The organism is Paraburkholderia sp. JPY419 (assembly GCF_050435705.1).
Taxonomy (GTDB): Bacteria; Pseudomonadota; Gammaproteobacteria; order Burkholderiales; family Burkholderiaceae; genus Paraburkholderia; species Paraburkholderia youngii.
On record NZ_JBNDKV010000004.1, the window covers coordinates 1,646,999 to 1,664,650 of the forward strand.

Sequence of the window (17,652 nt, forward strand, 5' to 3'; positions counted from 1 at the left end):
GGCTGCTGCGGGCGTCAAAGAAAACGATTAACTAAATGTCAGGACAGGATGGTCACACCGTTGCTGCCTAAAGCGCAAGACGAGGTAAACCACGGGGCTAGTAAAAGCGTCACAGATCTTCTATCTTAGAAAAACGTTTTCCTAACTGCACCTGCTCGTGACTAACTCCGCCCGCAGTGCCATGCGTCGCGGGCCCGGCGCTCCCCGGCATCAATCACACATAGCGCGGCGCGACGAGCGACGCCGCGCAACGGAGACTTACATGCAAACTGCCGTCATCGGGCTCGCCCGCACCGCCAGCCGCTACCGCTGGGCGGTGTGCGCGCTGCTCTTCTTCGCGACCGTGATCAACTACATGGACCGTCAGATTCTCGGTCTGCTCGCGCCAGTGCTGCAGCACGACATCGGCTGGACCCAGGTGCAGTACGGCCGCATCGTGATCGCCTTCTCAGCGTTCTACGCAGTCGGCCTCTTGTGCTTCGGCCGCATCGTCGACTGGCTGGGCACGCGCATTTCGTACGCGCTCGCCATGCTGATATGGAGCGTGGCTGCAGTCCTGCACGCGGCGGTCGGCTCGGTGACCGGCTTCGCCATGGTGCGTGCGCTGCTCGGCATCGGCGAGGGCGGCAACTTCCCGGCCGCCATCAAGACGACTGCCGAATGGTTCCCGCGCCGCGAGCGCGCGCTTGCGACCGGCATCTTCAACTCAGGCGCCAATATCGGCGCGGTGTTCGCGCCCGCCATCATTCCGCCGCTCGCGCTGGCGTTCGGCTGGCGCGCGGCGTTCGTGATCATCGGGGCGATGGGCATCGTCTGGCTGGCCGTATGGTTCGCGTTCTACCGATCCGCCGACCCGCGCTCCCTCGAGGAGGGGCAGGACGAAGTCGAGGTGCTCGATGCCGCCAACGTGAATGCCCGCGCGCCGGGCTGGCGTGTACTGATCAGAAAGCGCCAGACGTGGGCATTCCTGATCGGTAAGTTCCTGACCGATCCGGTGTGGTGGTTCTATCTGTTCTGGCTGCCGAAGTGGCTCAACGAGTCGCGCGGTATGGACATGCAGCACATCGGCTTGCCGCTCGTCTGCATCTATGCGATGACGACCCTCGGCAGCATCGGCGGCGGCTGGCTCTCTTCGGCGCTCCTGCGCTCAGGATGGAGCGTGAACGCCGCGCGCAAGACGGCGATGCTGATCTGCGCGTGCTGCGTGCTGCCGATCGCGTTCGTCTCACAAGTCGACAACCTCTGGGGCGCAGTTGCGATCGTCGGACTGGCGGCGGCAGCGCATCAGGGCTGGTCCGCGAACCTCTTCACCACGGCGTCCGATCTCTTCCCGAAGCGCGCGCTGGGCGCGGTGGTCGGCATCGGCGGGATGGCGGGCTCGATCGGCGCGGTGCTGTTTTCGGAAGTAATCGGGCAGGTCCTGCAACGCACCGGCCATTACTGGGTGTTGTTCGCGATCGGCGCACTTGCCTACCTCGTCGCCCTGGCCGTGATGCAGATGCTGACGCCGCGCATGACGCCCGCGAAGCTCGACGCGTGAAGGCGCGATGCGTGTCAGCCGCAGGCCGCGGTCGATTCACGGACGATGAGCCTCGGCTCGAACGTCGAATGCCCGGCCGCCGCGTGGCCCGCGAGCGCGTCGATGAGCTTTTGCATCGCGAGCTCGCCCATCTTCTCGCTCTGGATGTCGACGGTGGTCAGCGCGGGCGCTGCGTACTCGCCGTACGGGACATTGTCGACGCCGGTCACCGACAGCTCGTGCGGCACCCTGATGCCGAGCGACGCCGCCTCTTTCATGAAGCCGAGCGCGATCAGGTCGTTGTAGCAGATCACCGCCTGCGGCCTGCGCGGACCGAGCATCACGCGCGAGCACGCGTCCTCGCCTGCATGCGCGGTCGGCGCGTGAGCGTCGTACACGTCGAGCGTGAGGCCGGCTTCCTCGAGACACTCGCGCGCACCGCGAATGCGCTCGTCGTTGATGCGCGCCTGCCCGAAACCGAGGTAGGCGATATGACGATGCCCGAGGTTCAGCAGATGCCGCGCGAGCATGTAGGTTGCGAGCCGGTTATCGATGCCGACGCTCGGGAGCGGCAGCGCATCGCTACGTCTCAACAGCACAAGTGGCTTGTCGAGATCGAGCAGCCACTGCGCCTCGTCGTCGGGTATCCGCGAGCTGACGATCAGGCCGTCGACGCGCTGCGCAAGCGCTTCGATCAGCGGACGCTCGCGCGCCTGGTTTTCGTCGGTGTCGACGAGCAGAAGCGTGTAGTCGTGGCGCAGCGCGACGCGATTGGCGCCCTTCACGACATTCGTGAAGTGTGGATTGCTGATGTCAAGAATGGTCAGCCCGATGGTGCGTGAGCGGCCGGTGATCATCGATCGCGCAAGCGGATTCGAGCGGTAGCCGAGTTCCTCGATCGCCGCCCTCAGGCGCGCCTCAACCGGCGCGGAGAAGCGCTGCGCACCGTTCATGTACTTGGACACCGTGGCGACCGACACGCCAGCCGCAGCGGCGACGTCACGAATCGTTGGAAAGGTTTTTTTCATGCGGAAGGTAACGTTTTCCATTTTGTTAACAGATTGTCGCAGGAAACGCCGGCAACGGGCAAATGCCACCAGATTAAACCGACCAGATGCCGGCGATGCGTGCGACCATTGGCGCTGCATATCGCCCGTCGTTTTGGAAAACGTTTTCCAAACTATCTTTTTTCAGGAATATTTCTTGATGAACCAAACAACCACAGCGTCGCTCAAGCCCTTCCGGCGTCTGCTTCTGACCGGCGCCGCCGGCAACCTGGGCCGCCAGTTGCGCGGCGCGCTCGCCAACTGGGCCGATGTCGTGCGCGTGAGTGACATCGCGAAGCTCAGCGAACCCGCGCCACATGAGGAAACGACCATCGTCGATCTGGCGGACCGGCGGGCGGTGATGCAGCTCGTCGAGGGCGTCGATGCGATCGTGCATCTCGGCGGCATCTCCATCGACGCCCCGTTCGAGGATCTGCTCGCAGCGAACATTGCCGGCACATACAACGTGTATGAGGCCGCGCGCAAGCACGGCGTCAAGCGCGTCGTGTTCGCGAGCTCCAATCATGCGATCGGCTTTCATCCGGTCACCGAAGTGCTCGACACCGACGCGCCGCAGCGCCCGGACAGCCTCTACGGCGTGACGAAGTGCTTCGGCGAGGCGCTTTCGCGGTATTACTACGATCGTTTCGGCATCGAGACGGTGTGCCTGCGAATCGGCTCGTCGTTCGAAGAGCCGAAGAATCCACGCATGCTCGTCACGTATCTGAGCTATCGCGACTTCATCGAACTGGTGCGGTGTTCGCTGTTCACGAACCGCGTCGGGCACGTGGTCGTGTACGGCGCGTCGAACAATCCGGTCAAGTGGTGGGACAATACGAAAGCCAGCTTCCTCGGCTTCAACCCGCGCGACAGCGCCGCGCAGTTTGCAGAACGTTTCCCCGCGACTGCACCGGGCGACTCGCACGACTACCCCGCGCAACGCTTCCAGGGCGGCCCATTCGTGCTCGGCGAGCCGATGGAGGCGAAGCGGTGAAGCAGCGCTCGCACCTACTTGACAAGCGCGATACAAGAAGCGGGTTACCGCGCGTAAAGGACGCCAGCGTGGATTCATCCGATCGGCCGCAACTCGCCCTGCCCCTCCTCTTGAGATGACGACCCATTTGACGGCCAGGGCAGGCAATATGCACGTGACTTGAAGTAGCTTGTGACGGTAGTGGAGTCGCAGGCAGGCAAGATCGTGCATCCCCAACTCGCGATAAACAGCATACAACTTCAAACCGTCGTCGAGTTTCCACAAGCCCGTGGGCCCACAGTCGGCACTTCGATTGCGGCCGCGGCGACGACATGGTTACAAGGACGCGTCGACCGCAAGGCGCAGATGAAGCTCGGGAATTGAAGCGAGAACAACGGAAGAGTCCTATCGGTGGCTGATTCATTCAGGCCCTCGCGCTGACGGCGGGGCAGTCCGGTCAAGAAGGTGCGAGTGACCGGACCGGCTGAACAGCCTCGGGAAAACGTGGAGCGATTCAGGCTGGCGCGAGCGTACTCCCGGACCCGCCCGCGCTTCAATAACGCTCAGGCGAGTTCCACTGGACCGTGGTCATCGCAGTGGTCGCCGTGCGGGTGATGAAGATGGCCGTTAACCAGATAATCGACATGATCGCCATGCGGTACTGGGTCGTGTCCGCAGCCTGGGCCGTGGATGTGGCCCGGTTCATGGCCACCGCAGTCTGGTGTGCATTGGTCCGGATTTTTTGCGCTAACGTCGATCTTGTGTTCGTCCACGTGATCGCCGTGCGGATGGTGCAAATGGCCATCGTGCAGATAGTCTATGTGATCGCCATGCTTGATCGCGGTGTGTCCACAGCCCGGGCCATGTTGATGGTCATGGTGTGCGTGATGCGGTTCGCTGCAAGTGCTCATGCCTGCCTCCTTTTTCCGTCTGGCCGCACGGCAACCTTCGACGGCCACCTGCCTACTCTCCATTGAAGGGTGCTTCGACGCTTGAAACCTGCCTTGCAGGCAGTTGTACTTCCGGTAGACGAAACCGAAATGCGTCGGCCTCACTGGAAGGATACTCCTTGCTCGCTCCGAGGAAGACACGAACGACTTCCACGCAAGTGCGAGACCGCTCAATTAGTGAAACGCGTAGTTCTTCGTGCTGTTCAAATGTCGCTCTTCGGTCTGAAGTCTGACGGGAAGCCGACGCTCGCCGGTCATACCGGAATGGCTCAGTCTGGCCGGGCTCTCCCCGTTGACGACCGGGGACAGTTAGCTGCCACCACGCCGTCGGTGAATGCACCAGATCGACTCCTATCTGCCATTTAATTCCTCGCAGCCTTATGCCTGCGTCCAAGCAGAATATATCGGCTCAGGACGAACCTGGCGAAAGATCTGTCTGCCGCGTCTCGCGACGCGGCAGACGCTCATGCAAGCGTCGGTGCGGTGGCTAAGATTCAGTGCCCGGTGACTTGCCAGGTCAGAACGGGGTGCGTCGCTCCAGGCGGCATCGTCCATGCGCCGTTCGGCCCGAAGTCCCAGCCAACAAAACTGGCCGGGTCGCTCATCTGGGCCGTAGTGAGCCCGTTCGACGCTGGCAGGTTGCCGCCGCTCGACGATTGTCCGGTCGTCTGTACGTTCCAGTAAACGTCGCTCCCAATGATGCCACCGCAAGCGGGTGCGCAGATGCCGCCGGTCGTGGTCGAACCGCCGGTCGTGCCCGAACTCACGGGACCCGCAACGAAAGACTGAGTGATCGTTCCTTGGTTGATCGTTTCTCCGTGTCCCACGTACGTTGCACTTTCGTTGCCCAGCACAAGTCCTCCCGCGGAGACGAAAGCACGTTCAGATCCGGTGACTGATCCGATCGTGTATGACTCCGTGATCGTGCCTCCGTTAGTGAGGGCCAGCCCGGCGGCACTACCCCCCTGGAGGGTTGCGCTGCTGCCCGAGCGCGCGATCAGCCCGTCGTTCTCAGCGACAAGTCCGGCGATCTCGGTGTATGAATTGCTGACCGGTGTGCCAAAGGCCCCGGAGGTAAAGACGTTGGCGATCGTTCCGTAGTTATAAAAGGCCAGTATCCCGGCGCCGAGGGGTAAGGTTGCAGGGGGAGCCGTGAGGCTGACGTTCGAGGTGACGTTCACGTCGCGCACGACACCGGTTGCGCCAATATCACCAAAAATCGCGACATCGCTCGGCAGGACGTTGGAAATCGTATGCCACATACCGTCCAACTGGCCAGTGAACATGATCGAATACCCAGGGTAGGGAGGATTGGCGAGTGTTACGAATGCGAAATTGCTCCCATCGATGTCCTTGCCAAGTGCGTAATTGCCGGCCAGATTGTTCTGGATGTTCTGCAAGTCCGTGACCGAATTGACGAGTTGATATCCAGTTATCTGTGTCACGAGCCCGCTGTAGAGCGGCGCGGTCCAGGCCGAATTGGCGACGAGCGTGCCGGGGCTGTAGCTGCCGTTCATATCGTAAAGCGTGCTAACGATGCCCGTACTCTTCGACCAGTCGATCGTGCCGTTGTTGATGACGCTGCCACCGTTGTCAATTCCCGACGCGTCGGCGCGCAACGTCAGGTTGCCCGCACCGGCGTTCGCGATGGTCGTACCCGTCGCTACCGAGACATCGCGGTATGCGGCAAGCGTTAGGGAAGCCGGACCGGACCAGCGCAGGCTCGACGCGACGCCGAGGTCGCCCGTTGCGCCGTTCGCGCCCGTCGTGGTCACGTCGACCGAGGTGCCCGCGTTCAGGCTGCGCTGCAACGCATGCGCTGCGACATCATCGATGGTGAAGGTGGGCGTCGAGAGATTCCATTGGCCTGCATCGACCTCCGCGTGCCTGCCGAACGTCAGTTGTGCCGCTTGTGTATCGACGGTTCCGCCGCTGCCGTCCGCGTTGCTTGCGGCGATCTTGCCGAGTTGCTCGACACCACCGCTGTCGGCGACGAGCCAGACGTGCCCGTCGCGGCTGGCCGTGCCGGTTGCGCGAATGCGCGTGCCGCCGCCTGCGAGCGCGTACACGTTGCCGTCGGCGGCCTGCAGGGTGACCTGTGCGGCGGTTATTCGCCCCTTGTTGACGACCGTACCCTGGGTGCCTGTCTGCACGAACACCTGCCGGCTGCTCGCCGAGTCGTGCAACAACACCTGTCCGCCTGCGGCCAGTTCCGCCGTGCCGTTGGGCGCTGACACGGTGCCGGCGTTGATGACTGCGTCTCGTGCGATCAGGAACACATCGCCGCCGCTCGAACTGATCCTGCCGAGATTGATCACGGCTGCGTTCGAGTTGCCCGACAGCGTGAGCGAGCCGCTGTTCTGCATAAACGCGTCGTTGCAGATGTCCAGCGTCGACGCGACGAAACGTCCGCCCGTTGTGATTACGCCCGATGACCCCACGACGACGCCCTGCGGATTGATCACATAGAGGCTCCCCGTCGCACTGAGGCTGCCGAGAATGGCCGAAGGTGTGCCACCCGTCACCCGGTTCAGCGTCGCGCCCGAACCGTTGTCGAACGTCACGCTGTTGTGCCTGCCGATCGAGAAACTGTTCCAGTCGATCACGCCGCGCGTCGAACCTGGTTGCGTGATCACAAGACCCTTTCCCTGGCTGGCTATCGTGCCCGTGCCGGCGACGTATGTGCCGCCGTGCGGAAGGACACCCGCCGCGAGCGCCACGGGTGTCAGGGACAGTCCAGTCAGCGACATGTCGATGGCGAGCCAGATGTGTCCGCGCGACTGCCGACGACGCAGTGCGCGTCGCGCGGGCCGATGTAGTTCTGGACGTGACATACATCCCCCTTTCCGCGTCGAGCGCGGAATGGCTGCCGACGACCCGCAGAGTCGACCTGGAAACGCGTCGGTCGTAGCGTCTCAAGAGCAGTTGCTGGCGTCGCCAATGCATGCCGATACCTCTGCTTCTCGCGCCTTCTGGCCCGGCATTTGTGGCCGCTTGTAGTGGGGGGCCATCTGACGCGCTTGCGAAATCGACGCGAAACTGCGCACAGGGAATCTGTTCTCTTAGTCGTGGCCAATCTGCCGGCCGATGTGATCATCGAGGTAAGCGACTTGCGGCCGGAAATGTTTAGCTAGGAAAAGGGGAGCGGCTGCATCGTCTAATGGCTGAGAGCCCCGATGCAACGACAGGTTTGTCGCGAACGTCATCGGACAGCGGCGGCAACGAGGAATAGACGCATTCGAGGCCGCCCGGCTGCAGCCCTCCCTAAAGCCATAACTGCATTTGCTCAAAGCGAGGACATGGTTGAGCCGTTGAGGCCGCAACGCCGAAAGGCAGAATGCCTGAGCCGTATCGCCGGTTCCGAAGGCGCGTATGACTATGGCGGGTGTACGTCGCACTGAGACCTTATCGCCGCTGCGCGGCTAGCCAACCCGTTTACCCAGCGCTGCCGTTGCAATGCGCGATGTGAATCACGCAATGTCGAACCTGTAAAGTCTTGCAGGCGTGTCTGCCAGGACAACGCTGCGCTCTTCTTCAACCGGGAGCAGCGCGCGCAGATGTTCGAGCGCGTGAGCAAAATCCTCGTCCGCTTCAAACTGCGTATGCGGCCAGTCGCTGCCCCACATAAGGCGATGCACGCCAAAGGCCGCTTTCAGAAAATGAAATGCCTCCTGCGCATCATGGTCATCCGGGCGAAGCTGCCGTCGATTCCGGTACGCGGCCGATATCTTCACCCACACACGCCGCGTGTCAGCCAGTTGAAGAAGACGGCGAAAGCCTACGTCTTTTACACCGATATCCGGATCGGGCCTGCCGAAGTGATCGACGACGACATTCATGCCAGCGTCCAGAAGCGGCTCGACGATGCCCTGCAGCCGCGCAGCTTCCGCATGCACTTCGACATGCCATTTCAAATCGCGGACATGGGCGAGCGTATGCGCGCTCACCCATCTGTCGAGCGGCTGATCGGCATGTCCGATCAGGTTCAGCCGAATCCCTGCAATGCCCGCATTCGCCATCTCCGTCAGTGTGTCGATCCGAGAATCACGCTCGATCACCGCGACACCGCGTAGCCGCTGCGGCGCGCGGCGCAACGCATCGAGCATATAGCTGCAATCGGTGCCGAGAAAGCTGGGCTGCACAAGCACGCCGTGTGATACGCCGTGCGTGTCCAGTTGGGCAAGGTATGCGTCGAGCGTGGCGTCGTAGTGGGGCACGTAGCGACGCTTTTGGGCGAGCGGCAGGCCGCGCTCGAATACATGAGCATGAGTATCGACAGATGCAATGTGGGCTGGACAATACACAGCCTGCCGGTGGCTCGCCTCTATCCTCGACTTCTCCATCATGGACGTTCCTTCATCACCAGTCTTGCGCGGCTACGGCGAGCGCCTTGCCCGTCAATGCCTTTGCGCGTGAGAAAGCGCGCCTGTGTGTTCGGGCTCGAACGTGGCTTCGCCCAGCGTGCGGCCGCGTGTCTCGGGCAGCATCAGCACGGACAGGACGACAATTGCGTATGCGAGTCCCGCATCGATGCCGATCGCCGTTCCAAGCGACATGGTCGCGGACATGTGCCCGACGAGCACCGGAAATCCCGCCGACACGACGCGGCCGAAGTTGTAGCAAAACCCGACGCCAGTGCCACGCATCCCGCGCGGATACAGCTCGTTGAACAGCGCGCCCATGCTTGCCGGAATGCCCGCTGCAAAAAAGCCTAGCGGAAAGCCGAAGAACAGCATCGCGGTATTGCCGAGCGGTAGGAACAGATACGCGATCACCGTTATCACGCAGCAGATCGCAAACGTGAGTATGGTCTTGCGGCGTCCGATGCGATCCAGCAGCTGCGCACTCACGAGGCACCCGCAAAAGAACGCGACGATCACGACGGCGAGGTAGCCGCCCGTACTCAAGACCGACAGATGGCGCTCGCTTTTCAGAAACGTCGGCAGCCAGGTCATCAGCGCGTAGTAGCCGCCATGCGCACCAACGCCGAGCAGTGCGCCGATCAGCGTCATGCGCAGCACTTGCGGAGAAAAGATGCCGACGACAAGGCCTGGCGTCGGCTGCTGACGCGCCCGCGCATCGCGCGCTGCGCGGGCCGGCGCGGCAGGCTCCTGCACGCCGCGTCGGACGTACAGAATCAGAAGCGCCGGAACGATGCCAACCCCAAACATCATGCGCCACGCAGTATCCGCAGGCAGCAGCGAGAACATCAGCGCATACAGCAGCACCGCTGCGCCCCAGCCGACCGCCCATGCGCTCTGCACGCTGCCCATCGCCTTGCCGCGATGCTCATTGCGGATGGTCTCGGCCATCAGCACGGCGCCCGCCGCCCATTCTCCGCCAAAGCCGAACCCCTGCAGTGTCTTCAGCACGAGGAACTGTGGATAGTTCTGCGCGAACGCGCACAGGAATGTGAACACGGAAAAACACGCGACCGTCCATTGCAGCGTCTTTACGCGCCCCAGCCGGTCCGACATCATGCCCGCGAGCCAGCCACCCAGCGCCGACGCCACCAGCGTGACGCCGCTGACGAGCCCCGCTTGCGTGCGGCTGATCGACCACTCGGCGATGATCGCCGGAATCACGAGGCTGAACATCTGCACATCGAGCGAATCAAGCGCCCATCCACCGAAGCACGCCCAGAAAGTCCGGCGTTCATTGCCGGAAATCTGGCTGAACCACTTGAACATTGCTGTCTCCTACGTCGTCGTTCCTGCGTGGGAACAACCTGTTTGTGCGGGCACGCGATCGCTAGCGGATCTCGGCCTGATAGATGAATTCGCTGGCAGGTCCGCGTGAGCGGCGCCATTCGAGCGGCTGTCTGTCGTAGCCGTATGCAAGACGCTCGATGACGACGGCGGGCGTACCCGGCTCGATGCGCAATAGTCGAGCATGCAACGGGCCGATGGCTTCGACGGTCAGTGTTTCCGTGGCGGACGCCACGACCTGATTGCATTGCGCCTCGTACACGGGATACAGCAGGTCACCGACTTCATTCAGGTCCATCTGCGCAAACGCCGCAAAACGGACATAGGGCAGCCAGATCTCTTCAGCGAGCATCGGCACGCCGTCGATCAGCCGCAGGCGAGTCATCTGGATCACGCGCGCGCTACTCGAAATCTGCAAGATCGCGGCGACAGCCGACGGCGCATCGACGACCTCGCGTCGCAAGATGCGGCTCTCTGGAATGCGTCGTTCGCCTTGCCGTGTCTGGAAACGGAAGAAACGAAACAGGGAGCTGTCGAAGCTCGCGCGGCGCACGAACGTCCCTCTGCCCTGAAAGCGTTCCAGCAGGCCTTCCGCGACGAGTAGATCGACGGCCTTGCGGACCGTCCCGACCGCCACGTCGTAGCTTTTGGCGAGCGCCTGCTCGGTAGGGATCGCTTCACCCGGCCGCCAATGGCGGGCCGCGATCAGAGCGACCATTTCGTCGCGCAAACGCTGGTAACGGGGCAACCGGTCATCGGCAGGCATCGTAGTCTCCGTTCAATTCATCTATATGATTTCATGATCAGGGCCGGCGGTAGATCAGTGATAACCCTGTGTATGCCTCGAAATTTAGCTTCCAGCGGGTTTGTACCCATTGTCGAGAAAACAGATTCACATAAACATATATATGAATTTTGAACGGAGATTGATTGTGAGCCAGACCATAATTGCCGAGCAGGCGGTCGTGAAAAAGACCGCCTGGCGGCTCATGCCGCTGTTGATCGTGATGTTCCTGATCGCCTTTATCGACCGGCAGAACGTCGGCTTTGCCAAGCTGCAGATGGTGCATGCGCTGGGAATGTCGGAGGCGTCATATGGTCTGGGCGCGTCGCTCTTCTTTATCGGCTACCTGCTGTTCGAGGTGCCGAGCACGCTTGCGCTGCATCGTTTCGGCGCTCGCCTTTGGCTCGCACGCATCATGGCGACCTGGGGCGCCATTACCGTGGCGATGGCATTCACACATTCAACGGGACTCTTCTATGTGTTCCGGTTCGCACTGGGCGTCGCCGAAGCTGGCTTCTATCCGGGCGTGATCTTCTATTTGACGCTCTGGTTTCCGCAGAGTCATCGCACACGCATGCTCGGCTTCTTCACGCTCGGCAGCGCGCTCGCCAACATGCTCGGCTCGCTCGCGGGCGGATTGCTGTTGTCGCTGGATGGCAATCTGGGTCTCGCCGGCTGGCAATGGGTGTTCGTGGCAACCGGGATACCTGCTGTCCTCGTCGCGCTCGTCGCGTTGCGCTTTCTGCCCGAGTCCGTCGAACGCGCCCCGTTCCTGTCGAACGAAGAAAAAGCCCTGATGATCGCGGCGCTGCGGCGCGAGGCGCCGGCGCAAGCGGCCGCCGGGCATCCGTGGCGGGCGCTCGTCGACAAACGCGTGCTGATGTTCGCGTGCGGCTACATGCTGATGTCCACCTCGCTCTACGGCGTGACGTACTGGTTGCCCACGCTGCTGAAAAGCGGCGGCGTCTCGCATTCGTCGCTCAATGGCCTGCTCAACATGATTCCGTGGATGCTCTCCGCGCTGCTTCTGCTGTGGCTGCCCGCGAAGCTGAAACGCGAGGGTGTGGTGCTCAGGGCGATGGCGTTGGTTGCGGGCGTCGGCGTGATCGGCTTCGCGCTAAGTCTCGTGCTGCCGGGCCTGCCGCTGCAATTTGCCGCGCTCGTGCTGGGCGGTGCATGCATTCCGCTGCTCTATCCATGCTTCTGGTCGCTGCCCCCGCGATACTTCACGGGCGCCCGCGCCGCAGCCAGCATCGCGGCGATCAATTCGATTGGCAATCTCGGAGGCTTCTTCGCGCAGAACCTGATGCCTTACATTGGAAAGGTCGCGGGCAACGCAAGCGCTCCGATGCTGGTGCCCGTCGTCTGCCTGACGTTGCTCGGCCTGGGCATGTCGATCGCGTCGGCGCGAACCAAAGCGGGCGAGCGCGTGCGGATAGCGGCGCGGCAGTAAACCATCTTGCGACGCAGGTGCTGGATGGTGCATGGGCGTGCGTCGTTCACAGCGTCGACGGTTGGGTCAGCAACACGAGAAAAAAATCCCATAAAGTCCGACATGTTGTCGAGATGACTCCAACCGCGACGGAATCGTGCCGGGTGCGAAGCCGACGCTTGAATGGCGATCTGCGCGTCGGAGGAACGACCGTAGTTGGCCGGGTCCTGCCGCTAGCGAACGCTGGCTCTTGGCCGCCGCCGTCCCGTCGGCGAATGCACCAAGCCGACCCCTTGCGGTCGGTCGTAAAATCGCGGTCCCTCCGTCGCTTTCTGAAGTACTGCGGTCATCCGACGGCCGGTCTTTTTGGTCGGGCATCGGCCAACACAGTCAACAGCTCCGCAGAACCTTATCGACCTGGCGTACGCCGAGTTCCGCGTCATTGGATTTGAGGATGCCGCGTCAGAGAGAGATCGCGCCGGAAGCTGCTTGTATTGCCGCAGCAATCTCGTCTTCGCTGCACCCCCCATTGATGGCAATGTTTTCCCCAAAGACAAAGTGAGGAACCGAACGGACACCGGCACCGGCCGACTTGGCCGCTTCCTGCTCGACGCGGCGGTGCTGTTCAGGATCAAGTGCGATAGCACGAGCCTGGTCGCGGTCAAAACCGTAGTCGGCTGCGATGTCGGCCAGCACATCCGCATCGGAGATATTCTTCGCTGCGATGAAGTAAGCATCGGTGATTGCAACTGCAAGCCTGTGCTGCGTGTTGAGCCCAGCGGCTGCCAGAATCACGGCATGAGCCGCCTGGGTCGGATAGGCCCAGAGCTGGCGACCAAGATCCAGGTCGAAGCCCGAAACGCGAGCCTCTCCCTCGGGGCGAGCAAAGGCGACCTTCGGATCGGTGATGCCGTAGCGCGAACGCAGCAAGTCGGGAATATAGAGGCCATCTGCCGGCGCATCTGGCAGTAGCAGCACTGGATGCTGCCGAATGTCAACGGTCAGGTTTGGGAAACGCTCCGCCAGCACCTTGTCGAGACGGTGATGCCCGACGATGCACCACGGGCATGTGATTTCAGTATAGAGGTCTATTTGCATAACCATGTTCTGGCGATCTGATCCGCGCGCTATGAATTTGAAGGTAGCTCGGTATCGATTCCGGTCAGTTGAACCGATACGTCCCACAGTCGTCTTGCGAGTTCTGGATTCCGGGCGTCCTGGGACGGAGTGCATTCGCCAGAGGGGCCTCGCAATTCGGAAGTTTTCGTCGGCCCGTAATAGCCGCCAGACTTTATCTGTCCGGTCGCCGCTTGCAATGCACCCCACGCGCCCTGAGCCGGCGTGTTGAAGAAAAGGCCGATCAATGACATTGCGATGCTGCCCCACCAGCTATCGCGCGCAAGGTTGGTTCCAGCAAGGCCCGGATGGCAGGCCACTGCCGTAACAGGTGTACCCGCCGCTCGCAGTCGCCGATCCAACTCAAAGATAAAAAGCAGATTCGCAAGCTTGCTGGCTGCGTAGCGAGGCATCCACCTGTAGCTCTTCTCCGCATTAAGATCGTCCCACTCGATCTTCGCGTTCTTGTGCAGACCGCTGCTCGTGACAACGATGCGCGACCCGGGTGTTTCCATGAGCTTGGGCAACATGAGCGCAGTGAGCGCAAAGCTACCAAGGTGATTGACGCCGAACGTTAGTTCGAAGCCTTGCGCCGTGTGCTTTAACTTCGGGCCTTGCACGCCCGCATTATTGATGAGCGCGTCGATGCGCGGCTCCTTTTCGGCCAGTTTTGCCGCGTTCCGCACGCTCGCCAGGTCTGCGAGGTCAAGCGGCAGGAATGCGAGATTCGCTGCAGGTGTCTTCAGACGGATCCGGCTAATAGCAGCTTCCGCCTTCGCCTCGTCACGGCACGCGAGAAGCACCCTGGCTCGCCGCGCCGCCAACGTACTCGCTATTTCAAAACCTATGCCGCTGTTGGCACCGGTGACGATAAAGGTTTTTCCCGATTGATCGGGTACATCAGCATGGGTGAATCCGCTCATGGTGTGAACCTTGTCGAGACGTTGCCGCGTCAATGGTTAGCGATGGCTGGCGCGGCACGCACGAACTTCCTGTCGGTCACCTGGTCAACCAGGAACTTCGCAAGATTGCCTCTGGAGAGCTTCATGCTGAGTTTGGCCTTTCCATACCAACCGACATCCACATCGCCATCGGCGGGACCATCCTTTAGGTTCGGGATGCGTACCAGTGTCCAGTCCAGGTCGGAATTGGCGACCAATTCGCCAGTCGCCTTGATGTCCTCATACCCCTTGCGCGCGATAACCTTGAACAACAGCGCGAACGCATGGGGTTTGAAGGCAAAGCCGTCCTTGGGATCGCGATAGGCAGCCGTAGAAATCTGGATAAGACGGCGCACCCCTGCGTGCTTCATCGCGGCGATGATGTTGGTCAAGCCGTGCGTGACCGGCTTATCGCCCTGCACCTTGAGACTGTTGGGGCCAAGGGCGCTAATGACCGCATCGGCACCTTGGACGCACTTCGCAATGGCGCTCTGGTCCTGCAGGTCGCCGACAACGATTTCTACCCTTCCCGCAAACGACGCGAGTTTCTTTGCGTCGCGCGTATAGACCGACAGGTTGTAGCCCTGCTTCAAGGCTTCCTCGATGATGTGCCTTCCGGTCGGCCCGGTCGCGCCGAACAGCGCGATGGTTTTTTTCCCGGCCATGATGTCACGCAGCCTTCGCCAACAAGGCTTTGATGGCCGTTTCGGTGTTGGCGATTGCGGCCTTCGCCGCATCGGGGCCGAAAACCGTGCCTTCGACACGCACCACTTCAACGTCGGTCAGGCCGATGAAACCGAGCAGGTGCAGCAAATAGTTGGTCTGAAAGTCGAACGGTGCCCACGCACCTTCCGAGAACACGCCGCCGGCAGCGGTAACGAGATAGACCTTCTTGCCGGTCAGCAGCCCTTTCGGCCCAGTATCGCCGTAGCCGAAGGTGACGCGCGGCCAGGTGACGTGATCGAACCACGCCTTGAGCTGCGAGGACGGACCGAAGTTGATCATGCCCGAACCGAGCACGATCACATCGGCGACCTTCAACTCATCGACCAACTCTTGCGCGACCTTCACCGCCTCGACCTGTTCCGGTGTGCGATCTTCGGGCGACGTAATCCGGCCTTGGATGTAGGCTGGCGTGATGTGCGGCGGCGGATTCGCGGCGAGGTCGCGCACGGTCAGCGGGCCGCCCAAGCAGGCGTGGACGCCCTCGGCGATTTCGGTGGCAAAGCGGGTGGAAAGGCTGTCAGTCCCGCGCGGGCTGGAAGTGACAAGTAGGGTGTGGCTCATGGCGGCTCCTAGGTATAAAATGAGAACTAAGTCATAGGCTGATCCTGACTTATCAATTGATACGAAGGATGGTATGGCTCCTGCCGTTTCCCCACAAGAAGGCACACGCATGTCACTTAGTCACATCGAGCTACCTGCCGATATGCATGCACCTGATGCCGGCGGCTGTGTGGCGACCCGCGACATATTGGATCGCATCGGCGACAAGTGGAGCCTCTACATTGTCGCTATGTTGGCCAATGGCCCGCGGCGCTTCAACCAATTGAAGCGCGGCATCGACGGCATTTCCCAGCGGATGCTGACACTGACCTTGCGCGGACTGGAACGCGACGGACTGATAACGCGAACGATGTATCCAACGATTCCTCCTCGCGTCGATTACGAACTCACTGACATGGGAAGAACGCTGTTGAAGCCTGTCATGGCGTTGGTCAACTGGGCGAACGAAAATCAAGTCGCCATTGCCGAGGCGCATAAACGTTTTGACGAGGAGCCGGAGCCAGATCAGGTCTTGATTCAGGGCGTTGTGTACCAGCGTCGATAAACGAGTCCAGGCCGTAGGCTTGTGCAAACACAGCGGCGAAAAAGTCGCATAGCATGACTTGGGTGTCCGTTCCCTGAGCCAAACGGGACGCCTCAACGTCTCTCCATCGACGCAAACCAATGACGCTTAATGGCCGCACAGAGCCCGACGGCGACCGGTTCAGGACGACCTGTTGCGGACCTTGGGACCTTCCGAAAGCAGCCGTCCATGCCACGGTCACGCTACGTCACGACGGGGCGAGGTCAACGAAACAATCGAAACTGAGTCTTGCGAATCTCAGCGCTGCGATCGTCAAGGACGTCGGTGCTACATCTGATTTTGACGTCGGCATGCATGCAGTATCTCGTTGACCGCGAACGCTCCTCTCACGGTTTGCACGTTTTGCAGAACACACAAGTGATACGCTCTTTCGCGCGGCAGAAGCATTGCGCCATTTCGGTAAAGCGCGTCGCACGAGTTGCTAATCTCGCGAGCCGCAAAGCTGCTCTGACTATTTGCCAACGAATGCAGAATGCATTGATCGTAGTCTGAATTATCACCACCGTATGCCAAGGCCGAGAGCGGGGTAGCGAGCGTGATCGAGAGAAAGAGATAAGCGAGTTTGAGCATGCTTGTAGCCGAGGCCCGGAGGTATCACAGGGTGCAGCCACCGATTGTCGACGATTCAGGCCCCAATGTCGAACGTCTCAGACTGGCCGGCCGCTGCCCCACGTTCACTTCACGCTAAGATGTCAAGCACGTGTTCCTGGAGAACCGAATGAACAAGGCACTTATGCTTCTATTGGTCTTGAGCGTCCTGCTGGTGATGCTTGGGCTTTATCAATTCCACTGGCAAGGCGTGAATTTCTGCAACGGCAAAGGCGGCAGATTCGTTTGCATCCGTTAGCCAATAATGTGGGATCTATCCCGTCTAACCGATATCGTGCTTTGAGCTTTCGCGTGTGCTTTCAATCAGCGTTCGCGTCCCAGAAGTAGACTTTTGTAATGAGATCGTGCGATAAGTACGGTCGTTTGTCCAAACACGAATCCGCCAACGCCTGCCCCGATCATTCCCCCCACGACCTTTTGAGCGGCAAATGCACCGAGTGCCAAACCCAATCCGGTGCATATGATGCATGCGAGCAGGCCAGCCCATGTCTGCCAATGGCGCCATGTGCAGCGATAGGCCCGCCTCCAATTTTTGCGTCGATCGCTCGCCGGTAAATTCGCGAGTTCTGGAATGCTTCTGAGCGTCCAAAAAATGGTCATCGCCAATTCCTTCCCGGTTGATTTACGGCATGAAATTGTCGACGATCTGGAGCCTGTTGTCGACCGACCGCTCGTGTCCGCACCGCGCCCCACGACCGAGCACG

The 17,652-nt window shown here is 61.1% G+C and carries 16 protein-coding genes; 6 read left to right on the forward strand and 10 right to left on the reverse strand.

What is annotated here, in order from left to right; genetic code table 11:
• Positions 1-262 precede the first annotated feature (262 nt).
• The gene (locus tag QFZ91_RS36075) at positions 263-1,540 is read left to right on the forward strand and encodes an MFS transporter (protein ID WP_429570184.1); all 1,278 of its coding nucleotides are present in this window, start codon (positions 263-265) and stop codon (positions 1,538-1,540) included.
• A gap of 14 nt (positions 1,541-1,554) precedes the next feature.
• On the opposite strand, the gene QFZ91_RS36080 is transcribed toward QFZ91_RS36075, so the two are convergent.
• The gene (locus QFZ91_RS36080) at positions 1,555-2,568 is read right to left on the reverse strand and encodes a LacI family DNA-binding transcriptional regulator (RefSeq protein ID WP_429570185.1); all 1,014 of its coding nucleotides are present in this window, start codon (positions 2,566-2,568) and stop codon (positions 1,555-1,557) included.
• Positions 2,569-2,725: 157 nt separating this feature from the next.
• Here QFZ91_RS36080 and QFZ91_RS36085 point away from each other — a divergent pair, with 157 nt between their 5' ends.
• Both QFZ91_RS36085 and QFZ91_RS36090 read left to right on the forward strand, forming a co-directional pair.
• Positions 2,726-3,559, forward strand: a complete 834-nt coding sequence (locus QFZ91_RS36085) for an NAD-dependent epimerase/dehydratase family protein (protein WP_429570186.1) — start codon at positions 2,726-2,728, stop codon at positions 3,557-3,559.
• 563 nt (positions 3,560-4,122) lie between these two features.
• Entirely contained in the window at positions 4,123-4,515 is a 393-nt protein-coding gene (locus tag QFZ91_RS36090; protein WP_429570187.1) for a hypothetical protein, read from the forward strand.
• Between the two features lie 467 nt (positions 4,516-4,982).
• Here QFZ91_RS36090 and QFZ91_RS36095 read toward each other — a convergent pair whose 3' ends face one another.
• The 4 genes from QFZ91_RS36095 to QFZ91_RS36110 form a co-directional block, all read right to left on the reverse strand.
• The gene (locus QFZ91_RS36095) at positions 4,983-7,322 is read right to left on the reverse strand and encodes a filamentous hemagglutinin N-terminal domain-containing protein (protein ID WP_429570188.1); all 2,340 of its coding nucleotides are present in this window, start codon (positions 7,320-7,322) and stop codon (positions 4,983-4,985) included.
• 636 nt (positions 7,323-7,958) lie between these two features.
• Positions 7,959-8,834 (reverse strand): amidohydrolase family protein, encoded by an 876-nt coding sequence (locus QFZ91_RS36100; RefSeq protein WP_429570189.1) that lies wholly within the window; start codon positions 8,832-8,834, stop codon positions 7,959-7,961.
• 51 nt (positions 8,835-8,885) lie between these two features.
• Positions 8,886-10,178, reverse strand: a complete 1,293-nt coding sequence (locus tag QFZ91_RS36105) for an MFS transporter (protein ID WP_429570190.1) — start codon at positions 10,176-10,178, stop codon at positions 8,886-8,888.
• Positions 10,179-10,239: 61 nt separating this feature from the next.
• A complete protein-coding gene (locus QFZ91_RS36110; RefSeq protein ID WP_008922347.1) occupies positions 10,240-10,962 on the reverse strand; it encodes a GntR family transcriptional regulator in 723 nt (240 codons plus the stop codon).
• Between the two features lie 142 nt (positions 10,963-11,104).
• Here QFZ91_RS36110 and QFZ91_RS36115 point away from each other — a divergent pair, with 142 nt between their 5' ends.
• The gene (locus QFZ91_RS36115; protein ID WP_429570191.1) at positions 11,105-12,433 is read left to right on the forward strand and encodes an MFS transporter; all 1,329 of its coding nucleotides are present in this window, start codon (positions 11,105-11,107) and stop codon (positions 12,431-12,433) included.
• Positions 12,434-12,874: 441 nt separating this feature from the next.
• Here the strand turns inward: QFZ91_RS36115 and QFZ91_RS36120 are convergent, their stop codons facing one another.
• Genes QFZ91_RS36120 through QFZ91_RS36135 form a run of 4 tightly spaced genes read right to left on the reverse strand, consistent with a single transcriptional unit; the run spans position 12,875 to position 15,756 of the window.
• Positions 12,875-13,510: a DsbA family oxidoreductase gene (locus tag QFZ91_RS36120; protein ID WP_429570192.1), complete on the reverse strand. Its 636-nt coding sequence runs from the start codon at positions 13,508-13,510 to the stop codon at positions 12,875-12,877.
• Between the two features lie 29 nt (positions 13,511-13,539).
• Positions 13,540-14,451: an oxidoreductase gene (locus QFZ91_RS36125; protein ID WP_429570193.1), complete on the reverse strand. Its 912-nt coding sequence runs from the start codon at positions 14,449-14,451 to the stop codon at positions 13,540-13,542.
• 29 nt (positions 14,452-14,480) lie between these two features.
• The gene (locus QFZ91_RS36130) at positions 14,481-15,134 is read right to left on the reverse strand and encodes an NAD(P)-dependent oxidoreductase (RefSeq protein ID WP_429570194.1); all 654 of its coding nucleotides are present in this window, start codon (positions 15,132-15,134) and stop codon (positions 14,481-14,483) included.
• A gap of 4 nt (positions 15,135-15,138) precedes the next feature.
• On the reverse strand, positions 15,139-15,756 hold the full coding sequence (locus tag QFZ91_RS36135; protein WP_429570195.1) for an FMN-dependent NADH-azoreductase: 618 nt from the start codon (positions 15,754-15,756) through the stop codon (positions 15,139-15,141).
• Between the two features lie 109 nt (positions 15,757-15,865).
• On the opposite strand from QFZ91_RS36135, the gene QFZ91_RS36140 reads away from it, so the two are divergent.
• Positions 15,866-16,300 (forward strand): winged helix-turn-helix transcriptional regulator, encoded by a 435-nt coding sequence (locus QFZ91_RS36140; protein WP_429570196.1) that lies wholly within the window; start codon positions 15,866-15,868, stop codon positions 16,298-16,300.
• Positions 16,301-16,606: 306 nt separating this feature from the next.
• Here the strand turns inward: QFZ91_RS36140 and QFZ91_RS36145 are convergent, their stop codons facing one another.
• On the reverse strand, positions 16,607-16,909 hold the full coding sequence (locus QFZ91_RS36145) for a VF_A0006 family four-cysteine protein (protein ID WP_303246658.1): 303 nt from the start codon (positions 16,907-16,909) through the stop codon (positions 16,607-16,609).
• 148 nt (positions 16,910-17,057) lie between these two features.
• Between QFZ91_RS36145 and QFZ91_RS36150 the strand changes: the two genes are divergently transcribed.
• On the forward strand, positions 17,058-17,186 hold the full coding sequence (locus QFZ91_RS36150) for a hypothetical protein (protein WP_281375003.1): 129 nt from the start codon (positions 17,058-17,060) through the stop codon (positions 17,184-17,186).
• Positions 17,187-17,652 lie beyond the last annotated feature (466 nt).